Consider the following 13376-nt stretch of genomic DNA (forward strand, 5'->3'; position numbering starts at 1 on the left):
ATTGCTTTTGTATTGTTATTGCAATTAAAGAGAGGTGAGTGGAATGGGTGAAGATAAGAAATTAGGGTTGTTTACACTAACGGCTCTTGTAGTTGGGTCTATGATTGGCGGTGGAGCCTTTAATTTAGCGAGTGATATGGCAAAAGGTGCTGGTGCTGGAGCCATTATTATTGGCTGGGTTATAACAGGAATTGGGATGATCGCACTCGGATTATCTTTTCAAAATCTAACTGTAAAACGGCCAGATTTAGATGGTGGTATTTTTAGCTATGCAAAAGCAGGGTTTGGTAATTTTATGGGGTTTAATAGTGCGTGGGGATACTGGCTATCTGCTTGGCTTGGGAATGTAGCTTACGGTACATTATTGTTTTCTTCATTAGGATATTTCTTCCCGATCTTTGAAGGCGGTCAAAATGTAGAATCCATTATTGGTGCAAGCGTATTATTATGGTGTGTTCACATGTTAATTTTACGTGGAGTTCAATCAGCAGCACTTGTGAATTTAGTAACTACAATCGCAAAATTAGTACCTGTATTTGTATTTATTGTCATAGGAATCTTTGCGTTTCATATTGATACGTTCTTAGATGGATTTTGGGGGCAAACTGGTTCTTTTTCATGGGGAGCAGTTGGCAGCCAAGTTAAAAGTACAATGCTTGTAACTTTATGGGTATTTATTGGGGTAGAAGGGGCTGTTGTTTTATCCAGTCGAGCAAAAAATAGAAGTGATGTAGGGAAAGCAACCGTTATTGGCTTAATTGGTACACTCATCATTTACATTTTAATCACATTATTGTCTCTTGGACTTATGCAGCAAGCAGACATTGCAGGTTTGAAAAATCCGGCTATGGCTTATTTGTTTGAAAGTGTTGTTGGAAAATGGGGTGCTATCTTTATTAATTTAGGTTTAGTCATCTCTGTATTAGGTGCTTGGTTAGGTTGGACTTTGCTCGCTTCTGAAATTCCATATTTAGCGGCTAAAGATGGAGTATTTCCAAAATGGTTCGCAAAAGAAAATAAAAATAAGGCTCCAGTAAATTCATTATGGATAACAAATGGTTTAATACAAATATTCTTGTTAACATTCGTCGTTTCTGATCAGGCGTATAACTTTGCATTCTCTTTAGCATCTTCAGCTATTTTAATCCCATATGCTTTTTCAGCATTTTATCAACTGAAGCATAGCTTAAAGTCTGAAGAAGCAGATCGAAATAAAAATATAATAATTGGCTTGATTGCAAGTATTTATGGCGTGTGGTTAGTTTATGCAGCCGGTTTAGAGTATTTATTATTAACAATGACTTTATATGCGCCAGGTATTTTTATTTTTTACAATGTTCAAAAGCAAAAGAGTTCGAAGCAAATATTTACTCGAGTGGAATTAGCATCATCCGTAGCAATTGGTGCTTTAGCATTCTTTGCGATTTATGGATTAATTACAGGCAGTATTACTTTATAAAGCGCTGTGAAAGCGAAATCAACTGGAGGGCTGGAATATGGCACGAAGAAAAATTGTAGTTGCACTAGGGGGAAATGCGATACAGTCTGGAGAAGCTACTGCGGGAGCGCAGCAAGAAGCGTTGGAAAAAACGGCAGAACAACTTGTGAAAATAATGGAAAATGATGTGGATATAGTAATTGCGCATGGAAATGGCCCACAAGTGGGGAATATTTTATTACAGCAAAAAGCTGCAGAAACGGAAAAGACACCTGCAATGCCATTAGATACTTGTGGGGCAATGAGCCAAGGGATGATTGGATATTGGATGGAAAATGCAATTGAAAAGGCATTGAAAAAACGGAATATAAACAAAGATGTAGCAACGGTTATAACACGTGTTGTTGTGGATAAAAAAGATGAGGCATTTAAAAATCCAACTAAACCAATTGGTCCTTTTTATACAGAAGAAGAGGCCAGAAAATTAATGGATGAAACAAAAGCAGTGTTTAAAGAAGATGCTGGTAGAGGATGGAGACGTGTTGTTCCATCACCGAAGCCTGTAAGTATTCATGAACATAAAGTGATTAATTCTTTGGTCGAAGATGGAAACATAGTAATAGCTGTGGGCGGAGGTGGAATTCCAGTAATTGATTCTGAAGAAGGGTTAAAAGGAACTGAAGCGGTTATCGATAAAGATTTCGCTGCGCAGAAATTAGCAGAATTAGTAGATGCCGATACGCTCGTTATTTTAACTGCAGTTGATTATGTGTATGTAAATTATAATCAACCGAATCAAAAAAAATTAGAGCATGTCACAGTGAATCAATTAGAAGAATATATTGAAGAACAACAATTTGCTGCGGGAAGCATGCTTCCAAAAATCGAAGCTGCTATTAATTTTGTTAATACAAATCCAAAAAGAAAAACGATTATTACGTCTTTAGAAAAAGTATATGAAGCACTAGAAGAAAAAGCCGGTACTATTATTTCAAAACAGAATGTATGCATGTATGTTTAAATTATTATGTACGCTACTTAGTAGTAAAAAAAGAATGAGGTTAATAACTTCATTCTTTTTATTTATTAATATTTTTTGTACTCATTGTTCATAAAGTTTTCATGATGAAATCTGAATATACAAGTTAATTATGATAAAATTCAAATTGAATACGCTTTCTTGATTTTTCGCTCCAACATACAGCAAGAGAGAGGGAATTTTATGAATAGACGGAACGTAGTGAAAGACTTAAAGCAGTTCGAATTATTTGCTCATTTAACAGAAAAAAAATTGAAAGGCTTAACAGAGTTTGTTTATTGGCGAACTTATAAAAAAGGTCAATTTTTATTTTTTGAAGGGGATTCAAGGGAAAGAATTTACTTCATGTTAGATGGTTTTGTAAAGTTAGAGCGGGTTAATCAAAATGGGAACTTATTATACGATGACTATGTAAAGCGGTATTCTATTTTTCCTTATGGTGGTATGTTTACAGACAGAGGATATAACTATACAGCAGAAGCAATGACGGATGTGGAGGTATATTATATTCCAACGGTAATCTTTGAAGATATGGTAAAGTCCAGCAGAACACAATTGATGTACGTTGTTCAGCAATTATCATCTATATTAAAATTGAACGAAAATCGAGTGCAAAATATTACAATTCCTAATGCACAAGATCGTGTTATCCAAACGTTAAATTATTTAATGCAGGATTTAGGAGAACAGAGTGGAGAAAAGATTGTAATTTCATGTCCACTTACAACAATTGAAATATCCAAAATATCTGGAACATCTCGAGAGACAGTTAGCAGCGTATTAAAACAATTAAAAAATGATAGCATTGTTACAATTTTAGATAAAAAAATTACAATACATGATCCAACATATTTTGAAGAAATCTCTATGTGAAAATTGTATATTGATTTTTTAATTCATAGTGTATATTAATAAGGTTCTTTATATATTTATAAGGAACTTTTTTACGTTATCCTCTATAAAAAGATTGTATAGTATGGTAATAATAGCTAAAATCGATAATAAAATACAAAGTGAAGGGGAGAAAGAATGATTCGTATTGAGTATGATCGATTAGTAGCTATTTGTTACAGTATAGGGGTTTTGTTATTATTAAAAATTCCAAATGATAATGAATTAATTGGGGAAAAACTATTCAATGTCTATAAGATTCCGATACATACGTATGTTTATATGGATTATAAAGTCTCAAATATATTGATTGTTTCTTTCATACTACATGTAATTGCATTTATATTATTTTTAAAATGGCTAGGAAAAAAGGAGTCTAGTACATTTAGAAAAATGAATAAAATAAAAGTAGTAGGTACTAGTATTTTGATTGTAATGATGCCGTTTATTTTAAATACAATCCTCCAGACATTGAATAAAACATGGTATTATGCAGGAAAAACAGGGGTAGAAGCAATAGAATATAAAAAAGAAGATAGCCAGTGTAGAATGGAGAAAAATGGAGAGAATATCCAACCGAAGTGCATTGTTACTTTAAAAAATTATCGTAATCATTCACAAGCATTAAAAGTTGTTTTATATGATAGTGCAAACGAGAATTCAAAAAGCTATCCAGTACCGAAACCAGTCTATTTACAAAAACATGAGACAAAGCAATTTGAATTTCAAGTTCCTGTTTCTTATAATAGAGGTATTGAAAAAGATAAAGTACCAAATATTAAATTACATTCATTGCATGAAAATGATACGAAATACAATTAATCTGTAAGTAAAAGTTTATGAGTAGGAGCAAGAATTTGAAACGATATAGAAAATCAACTTGAATCATCCAACATACTGCGAGGTAACGGTATATTGGATGATTTTTTTATGTTATCCCCTTTTTTCACGTATGAAAAGGAGGAATACTTTGTTGGAAATGAAAAACATCACAAGGATCATACATAGTTTTTACTTTACGTAATCTGTGAAAGTTAGAGCCATAATAACTAGTTTGCCAATTTTTAATGTCGATATCGGGCCAGTTCACATAGTCACCTAGTGTATAAGGATCTAAGCTTTCTCGTAAACCTTTAACCCAGCGTATATTTCGATTTTCTTCATCATCGCATTTCCAAGAGGTAATGTATTCTTGAGCGATAATTGCTTTACGATGAAAATAAGCCGTTTCATTCGGCGAAATATTTTCAACAGCACCTATGAGCGATTGATGCCAAATACTAGCATCTTTATTTGGTGCATGAGAAAGAAAGGATTGCATGATTTGAATGCCTTTAAGGGGAATAGGTTTATAGACATAGGAACCAGAGCGCTTAAAATTTTCAGGGATGTTACCTCCATTAAAAAATTCAACAGCCTTTATATAAGGAACTTCTTCTATAAAGAGAGAGGGGCTACCAGTTTCAAGAAGAGGGGATAATAGGGAATGGAGTTCAGAGGGAGAACCGACAAACTCGCCTTGTGCTTCAATTTTATTTCGGTGCTTGGCGAATAATTCAATCGATGAAGTGAGACGTTCATCTATATAAGGTGCCCAGTTTTGCCACGCTTGAAATGCAGCAATAAAGTCTTCCCATTCCCATGTAATTGAGAAAATTGATACATTTTTTATCGGGTGGACTCGAAAAGTTAAGGAAGTGACAATTCCGAAGTTTCCACCACCGCCACCACGGCATGCCCAAAAAAGGTTAGAGTTTTCTTGTTCATTTGCACGAATGAGTTTTGCACCAAATTTTCCACATGCTTTTACCATTTCCACTTCCATTAATTGATCACATGTTAATCCATATAAGCGCGAAAGCATACCAATGCCACCGCCAAGTGCTAATCCAACAACTCCAACGCTTGCACTTGTACCAGCAGGAATTGTAACACCGTAATTCCAAAGTTCTTTATAAACAGTGCCAAGATTTGCACCAGCCTCAATTGTTGCTGTTAATTTCTCTGTATTAACAGTAATGCGATGCATTTCACTCACATCAATAATAAGTCCTCTATTTAAAAGAGAAAAATTTTCATAGCTATGACGTCCACTTCTTAACCGAAATGGTATATGACGTTCACGTGCCCATTTTAAGGCGTTACAGACATCCTTGTTATTTTGACAAAAAACAATAATACAAGGGAGTTTTGGAATACTTAAATTTAAATTCATTCGGGCTACGTCGTAGTCAGGATCTGTGGGAACAACGATACGACCTGTTAATTTTGTTTGCTTCAATTTATTACTCCTTTCTAAAATAATCAGAGTTTTTTATTAATATATGAAAAATGTCTGTAATACGCGTGGACAAGGAGAGGTGAAGAATGAGATTTACCTTTGTGAGAAATAAATAAAGCATAAGAATAAAGAATCTACATAGAGTTCAATGAAAACAGTTGCAAACTGTTCATATTTTGTTATGATAGTGTTACGAAAACGTTTGCATAAAATTTCCGATGGGATGCAAAAGGAGAGAATGACTATGAATAAGACATGGTGGAAAGAAGCGGTTGCTTATCAAATTTATCCACGAAGCTTTATGGATTCAAATGGTGATGGTATTGGAGATTTACAAGGTATTATTGCAAAACTGGATTATTTAAAAGATTTAGGTATAGATGTAATTTGGATTTGTCCAATGTATAAGTCGCCTAATGATGATAATGGTTATGATATTAGTGATTATCAAGATATTATGGATGAGTTTGGTACAATGGCAGACTTTGATGCTTTACTAGATGAAGTTCATAAGCGTGATATGAAGCTTATTATTGATTTAGTTATTAATCATACGAGTGATGAACATCCATGGTTTATTGAATCACGTTCATCTAAAGATAATCCGAAGCGTGATTGGTATATTTGGCATGATGGTAAAGATGGTGCGGAGCCAAACAACTGGGAAAGTATTTTTAATGGTTCGGCATGGGAATATGATGAAGAAACAGAACAATATTATTTACATTTATTCTCACGTAAACAACCAGATTTAAACTGGGAGAATAAAGAAGTTCGCGAAGTACTATACGATACGGTTAATTGGTGGCTTGATAAAGGTATTGATGGTTTCCGCGTTGATGCGATCAGTCATATTAAAAAAGAAGAAGGCCTCAAGGATATGCCAAATCCAAAAGGGTTAAAATATGTGCCATCTTTTGATAAACATATGAATGTGAAAGGTATTCAACCTTTATTAGAAGAGCTAAAAGAAAATACATTCTCTAAGTACGATATTATGACTGTTGGTGAAGCAAATGGTGTTAAGATTGAAGATGCTGAGCTTTGGGTTGGAGAAGAGCAAGGTAAGTTCAATATGGTATTCCAATTTGAACATTTAAGTTTATGGGATGCAGAGAAGAAGAAAGACCTTGATGTTGTAGGATTGAAAAAAGTATTAACGAAATGGCAAAAAGGATTAGAAAATAAAGGATGGAACGCTTTATATATTGAGAATCACGATAAACCACGTATTGTTTCAACATGGGGAGATGATAAACAATATTGGCGTGAAAGTGCAACAGCTCTAGGGGCGATGTATTTCTTTATGCACGGTACACCTTTTATTTATCAAGGCCAAGAAATTGGTATGACAAATGTTCAGTTACCAAATATTGAAGATTACGATGATGTAGCAATTAAAAATTTATATCGCGAGAAAATTGCAGAGGGCGTACCACATCAAGATATGATGGAGATTATATGGGCTTCTTGCCGCGATAATTCACGTACACCTATGCAGTGGAATGATGAGATGAATGCTGGTTTCACAACAAGTACACCTTGGTTTAGCATGAATCCAAATTACAAAGAAATTAATGTTGAAAAGCAAAAAAATGAAGAAAAGTCTATTTTCAATTTCTATAAGAAAATGATTGCCCTGAAAAAAGAGCACGATGTACTGAACTATGGTACGTATGATTTACTTTTAGAAGACGATCCACAAATTTATGCATATACACGTACGTTACAGGATGAAAAAGTCATTGTAATTAGTAATATCTCAAAAGAGGAAGCTGTGTATAATGAGGGTTCATTTGCACTAGAACGCAAACGTTTGCTTTTAAATAACTATGAAGTTGCGGAACATGAAGAAGTAACAACAATTGCTTTAAAGCCTTATGAAACAAGGGTTTATCGCATTTCATAATAAAAAAGGATGCTCTTTGAGCATCTTTTTTTATGAAAAAAAATAAATTTCTATTGCAAAGTGAAAACGCTTTTATTAAAATAGATTTATGAAAACGGTTGCGTAAAGATAAAAATAAAGTAACATAAGGAATCGTTTTCATAAAGGGAACAGAAATTATAATTTAAATCATTATGTTTTTATAAATAAAGGGGAGGAAGAACAGATGAAAATTACGTCTTTTGATTTTTGGCAAAAGTTCGGGAAAGCGTTATTAGTTGTTGTAGCCGTAATGCCAGCAGCTGGTTTAATGATTTCCATCGGTAAGTTAATTGGTATGTCTGCTGGGGATGTTAACGCAGTTCATACAATCGCTCGCGTAATGGAAGACATCGGTTGGGCAATCATTACAAATCTACACATCTTATTCGCAGTAGCAATTGGGGGATCTTGGGCGAAAGATCGCGCAGGTGGTGCATTTGCAGCGCTATTAGCATTCGTCTTAACAAACCGAATTACAGGAGCTATATTTGGGGTAAACGCTGAAATGTTAGCGGATTCAAAAGCGAAAGTTTCTTCAGTAATAGCGGGAGATTTAATTGTAAAAGATTACTTTACTTCTGTACTTGGTGCACCTGCATTAAACATGGGAGTGTTCGTAGGGATTATCACAGGTTTCTTAGGAGCTACTTTATATAACAAATATTATAACTATAATAAACTGCCACAGGCATTAGCATTCTTTAATGGAAAACGATTTGTACCATTCGTTGTAATTCTTTGGTCTACAGTTACTGCGATTGTATTATCACTTCTATGGCCATTCATCCAAAGTGGGTTAAATGAATTTGGTCGCTGGATTGCAGCTTCAAAAGATAGTGCACCAGTTGTTGCACCGTTTGTATATGGAACGTTAGAGCGTTTATTATTACCATTTGGTTTACACCATATGTTAACGATTCCGATGAACTATACAGAGCTAGGCGGAACATATACGATGCTAACTGGTTCAAAAGTTGGACAAGTTGTAGCAGGACAAGATCCATTATGGCTTGCATGGATTACAGATTTAAATAATTTATTAGCAAATGGAGATACGAAGGCATATAACGATTTATTAAATAACGTTGTACCAGCTCGTTTCAAAGCTGGACAAGTTATCGGCTCAACAGCAGCTTTAATGGGAATTGCATTTGCGATGTTCCGTAACGTTGATAAAGAAAAGCGTGCAAAATATAAACCAATGTTTTTATCAGCAGCATTAGCAGTATTCTTAACAGGTGTAACAGAACCAATTGAATTCATGTTCATGTTTATTGCTCCAGTATTATATGTTGTATATGCTATTACAACAGGACTTGCATTCGCGCTAGCTGATTTAATTAACTTACGTGTTCATGCATTTGGATTTATTGAGTTAATTACTCGTACGCCAATGATGGTTAACGCAGGTTTAACAAGAGACTTAATCAACTTTGTTATTGTTTCATTAGTGTTCTTCGGTCTTAACTTTACACTATTTAATTTCTTAATTAAAAAATTCAATTTACCAACACCAGGGCGTGCAGGTAACTATATTGATAATGAAGATGAGGCATCAGAAGGAACAGGAAATGTACAAGACGGTTCATTAGCAACAAAAGTTATCGATTTATTAGGTGGAAAAGAAAATATTGCTGACGTAGATGCTTGTATGACACGCTTACGTGTAACAGTAAAAGATTTAGATGTTGTTGCACCAGAAGCACAGTGGAAACAAAATGGTGCTTTAGGGCTTATTGTAAAAGACAAAGGTGTACAAGCGGTATATGGTCCGAAAGCTGACGTATTAAAGTCAGACATTCAAGATATGTTAGGTGCGTAATAATATGAAATTGCTAACTTTAAACTGTCATTCTTGGCAAGAAGAGAATCAAATAGAAAAGATACAATACCTTGCTAAAGTAATTCAAGAAGAAGAGTACGATGTCATCGCATTGCAAGAAGTAAGTCAGTCCATACAAGCTGAAAATGTATGCGGTAACAAGAAAAAAGATAATTTTGGACTTTTACTATTAGAAGAGTTAAAAGCGCTACATGTAAAAGATTACAATATTACTTGGGATTTCTCTCATATTGGTTATGATGTGTACGAAGAAGGATTAGCAATTATAACGAAGCATAATATTATAAAAGAAGATACGTTCTTCATTTCAGAAAACGAGGATACAACGTATTGGAAAACGCGTAAAATTGTAAGTACAACAATTGCTTATAATGGTAAGGATATAACGTTTTACTCTTGTCATCTCGGTTGGTGGAATGATGAAGAAGAGTCATTCAAAGGTCAAGTCGATCGTTTGATGGAGCGTGTAGATAGCAATAAGCTCGCCTTCTTAATGGGGGATTTTAATAACAATGCTCGATTGAAAGGCGAAGGTTATGAGTATATGATGCAAAAAGGGTTGTATGACACATATGAATTAGCAATAGAGAAGGATGAAGGAACGACTGTCCAAGGTGAGATTGCTGGTTGGGATGAAAATAAACATAATTTGCGAATCGATCTAATATTGTGTAACCAAAGTAAAAAAGTTCATTCTTCAAAAGTTATTTTTAATGGTACAAACAGAAATGTAATTTCAGATCATTTCGGTGTAGAGGTTCAATTGGATATATAATAGAAGAAATCCTCACAGAGAATAAAAGCTGTGAGGATTTTTTTTAGGAATACAAGTATTTCCAAGAGAAAATACTTGTATTTTTTATGACATTTCATATATATTTGTTATTATTGAATGTAAAACCGATTTGGTCATTTTGTATTCATACTTTGACTCACTTCGTTATATAATGAAGTAAGTGAAAGTTAATGGGAAAAAATAGTACGTTTTTGGTTAATACACGATGTAGAAAGTGATATAATTGCAAAATGTATGTATCATTTTCTAAAGAAGGAAAAATATATAATTAGGTGATAACTTCTATGAAACAGATTTGGCGTATTTATAAGACAGATTTACGGAATGTAGCCAAACATTGGGCTGCAATTGTTATTGTTTTAGGATTAATGATTTTACCATCGTTATATGCATGGTTTAACATTAAAGCTTCTTGGGATCCATATGGAAATACAAAAGAGGTTCCCATTGCAGTTTCTAACCAAGATGCAGGTTCTAATTTAAGAGGGAAAGATATTAATATCGGGAAAGAGATTGTAGACTCCCTTAAGAAAAACAAAAATCTTGGCTGGAAATTTGTAGATGAAAAACAAGCAATTTACGGAGTTGAGCGTGGAGATTATTATGCAAGTATTACGATTCCAAAAGATTTCTCTGAAAAAATTGCAACTGTTCTGGATGAAAATCCACAGAAACCAGAACTTGATTACTATGTAAATGAAAAGGTAAATGCGATTGCACCGAAAATTACAGCAAAAGGTGCATCAGGTATTACGGAAGAAATTAGTAAAAACTTCGTTAAAACAGCGAACGGTGAGATTTTTAAAATCTTCAATGACCTTGGAATCGATTTAGAAACAAACTTACCAAGTATCGAGAAAGTAAAAGATCTTGTCTTTAAGTTAGAAGCGCAGTTCCCAGAAATGAATACATTGATGGATAAGGCGTTAGATGATGCGACTCGAGCAGAGGATGTTGTGAAAGTAGCGCAAAAAGAGTTGCCAGTTGTAGAGAGTGTTATTAATGATGGGCAAGAAGCATTAGGGAATTTAGATAAGTTCTTTGCAAGACAAGATCAAACATTAAAAAACGCTCCAGGAACGATAAGAAATGATTTAGTAGCAGCAAAAGGCGTTATGGATAGTGCAGCTGCATTTACTGACTTTTTAATGAATCCAGGTGTAGAACTAAATATTCCTGACTTGTCTGGAATGAATGGATTACCTGAATTCCCAGCGAGACCAGATCTTTCTAAGTTGAATAGTGATGGTTATAAGAGTATAGCGCAAAATATTAATCAAACAGTAAATAATGTTTTAAGTTCATCACGTGCAGGAACAGCTTATGGGAAAAGTGTTTTAAATGGATTGCAAAATGGTCAGTTTGATCCAGAACAAGCAAAGAGAGATTTAAATGCGGTATCAGAACGATTACAAACTGGTACAGATGGTATTTCATATCTTATTAATTTCTTTACTGAACTTCAAAAATCGGCGACTACTGATTTTGGTCAAAGCTTTTTCAAAGGGCGAGTGGATCACTTAACTAATGTTAAAAAAGGTATGGAAAATGCAAATAACGGTATTAAAGATATTGTAAATGTTATTGGCAAAGGACAAGAAGTAAAGAAAGATGTAACAGATGTAGCGAATCAAAAATTAGATGCAGCAAATGGATTAATTGATCAAGCTGAAAAAGATTATAATGAAACGTTTGTAGCAGATTATAAAAAAGCAGTTAGCACAGTCGATCAAGCTAAAGTTGATGCAAATGCAGTATATGATAATGCAAAAGCAGATTACGATAAAGTAAAAAATGGTATTGAGGGTGCAAAAGCAGATTTACAGAAAGCAAAAGAAGATGTACAAAATAGAGGTATTAACGGTTTAGATTCAACGAAAGTAGCTTTAAATAGCTTAAATGGTCAATTCCAATCTGGAATCGGTTTAATTGATGATATGATTCCAGTTCTAGAAAGTACAAATAAGGTTTTAGCGGATGTAAATAGTGATAAAAACCTTAATAATGGAATCGCAAAATTAAACAAAGCGAAAAGTAGTCTGCAAAAAGGTGTAGATGCAACGAATAAGGGGATTACACTTCTTAACAATGGCCAGAAACCTACAAAAGATGTAATTGAAAGTATTAACAACGCTGCGAAGGGCGGATCAGCTCAATTAACAGATGTATTATCGACGTATGATTCAGAAATTGTACCTAATTTCAATACAGCAATAGCTCGTACAAAAGAGATGTCGAAAAATACAACTCAAATTTTAAATGATGCAGACAAAAAGCTTCCAGATGTTAAAAAATTACTAGAAGATTCATCAAAAGGCTTAGTAGACGGGAAAAAGAAATTGGCAGATATTAAAGCTGAAATGCCGGAGACTGAGAAAAAGATTAAAGAATTAGCAGATAAAATTCGTGATTTTGAATCTGAAGAGGATTTAAAAGACATCATACGTTTATTGAAAAATGATGTTGAAAAGCAAAGTGATTACTTTGCGAATCCAGTAAATTTAAAAGAAAATAAATTATTTGCGATGCCGAACTATGGTTCAGCGATGTCACCATTCTATACAGTGCTTGCATTATGGGTAGGCGCATTATTAATGGTTTCATTATTAACGGTAGAAGTACACGAAGAGGGCGCGAATTATAAGAGCCATGAAATTTACTTCGGACGTTTATTAACATTCTTAACGATAGGTCTTTCACAAGCGTTTATCGTATCGATGGGAGATATATTCTTACTCGGTACGTACGTAGTCGATAAGTTCTGGTTTGTGTTATTTAGTTTATTTATTGGTGGAGTCTTCGTTTGTATCGTATACTCACTCGTTTCTATTTTCGGAAACGTTGGGAAATCGATGGCGATCATTTTACTTGTACTACAAGTAGCAGGATCGGGCGGAACATTCCCAATCCAAATGACACCAGCGTTCTTCCAAGCGATTTATCCGTTCTTACCATTCACATACGCAATTAGCGCAATTCGTGAAACAGTTGGCGGAATGCTTTGGGATATCGTAACACGAGATTTACTTGTGTTAAGTGCTTTCGTAGTAGTTATGATTGTTGCTGCGTTATTACTGAAAACACCAATTAACAAATCAAGTGAAAAATTTGTTGAGAATGCAAAAGGAAGTAAAATCATTCACTAAAATAAAAGGTTC

Annotated in this window: 9 protein-coding genes; 8 read left to right on the forward strand and 1 reads right to left on the reverse strand. The window is 34.2% G+C overall.

Going from position 1 to position 13376, the window contains the following annotated elements; genetic code table 11:
• Window positions 1-43: 43 nt before the first annotated feature.
• From arcD to BLT20_RS21865, 4 genes are all read left to right on the forward strand, one after another.
• Window positions 44-1459, forward strand: coding sequence for an arginine-ornithine antiporter (gene arcD / locus BLT20_RS21850; protein WP_000503412.1), 1416 nt, complete (start codon window positions 44-46; stop codon window positions 1457-1459).
• A gap of 37 nt (window positions 1460-1496) precedes the next feature.
• Window positions 1497-2459, forward strand: coding sequence for a carbamate kinase (gene arcC / locus BLT20_RS21855; protein ID WP_000113951.1), 963 nt, complete (start codon window positions 1497-1499; stop codon window positions 2457-2459).
• A 201-nt stretch (window positions 2460-2660) separates the two neighbouring features.
• A complete protein-coding gene (locus BLT20_RS21860) occupies window positions 2661-3350 on the forward strand; it encodes a Crp/Fnr family transcriptional regulator (RefSeq protein WP_001081902.1) in 690 nt (229 codons plus the stop codon).
• A gap of 156 nt (window positions 3351-3506) precedes the next feature.
• Entirely contained in the window at window positions 3507-4190 is a 684-nt protein-coding gene (locus BLT20_RS21865; RefSeq protein WP_000619187.1) for a hypothetical protein, read from the forward strand.
• A gap of 124 nt (window positions 4191-4314) precedes the next feature.
• On the opposite strand, the gene BLT20_RS21870 is transcribed toward BLT20_RS21865, so the two are convergent.
• Complete coding sequence (locus BLT20_RS21870; protein WP_000814900.1) at window positions 4315-5649, reverse strand: FAD-binding oxidoreductase; 1335 nt, start codon at window positions 5647-5649, stop codon at window positions 4315-4317.
• 244 nt (window positions 5650-5893) lie between these two features.
• Between BLT20_RS21870 and BLT20_RS21875 the strand changes: the two genes are divergently transcribed.
• The 4 genes from BLT20_RS21875 to BLT20_RS21890 all read left to right on the forward strand — a co-directional run bounded on the left by BLT20_RS21875 (window position 5894) and on the right by BLT20_RS21890 (window position 13364).
• The gene (locus BLT20_RS21875) at window positions 5894-7558 is read left to right on the forward strand and encodes a glycoside hydrolase family 13 protein (protein ID WP_001044710.1); all 1665 of its coding nucleotides are present in this window, start codon (window positions 5894-5896) and stop codon (window positions 7556-7558) included.
• A gap of 205 nt (window positions 7559-7763) precedes the next feature.
• Window positions 7764-9401 carry a PTS transporter subunit IIBC gene (locus tag BLT20_RS21880; protein ID WP_000705560.1) on the forward strand — a complete coding sequence of 546 codons (1638 nt, stop codon included), beginning with the start codon at window positions 7764-7766 and terminating at the stop codon, window positions 9399-9401.
• Window positions 9402-9405: 4 nt separating this feature from the next.
• Window positions 9406-10197: an endonuclease/exonuclease/phosphatase family protein gene (locus BLT20_RS21885; protein WP_000771997.1), complete on the forward strand. Its 792-nt coding sequence runs from the start codon at window positions 9406-9408 to the stop codon at window positions 10195-10197.
• Window positions 10198-10502: 305 nt separating this feature from the next.
• The gene (locus BLT20_RS21890; protein WP_000810102.1) at window positions 10503-13364 is read left to right on the forward strand and encodes a YhgE/Pip domain-containing protein; all 2862 of its coding nucleotides are present in this window, start codon (window positions 10503-10505) and stop codon (window positions 13362-13364) included.
• Window positions 13365-13376 lie beyond the last annotated feature (12 nt).

It is taken from the genome of Bacillus sp. cl96, from assembly GCF_900100505.1.
Classification (GTDB): domain Bacteria; phylum Bacillota; class Bacilli; order Bacillales; family Bacillaceae_G; genus Bacillus_A; species Bacillus_A cereus.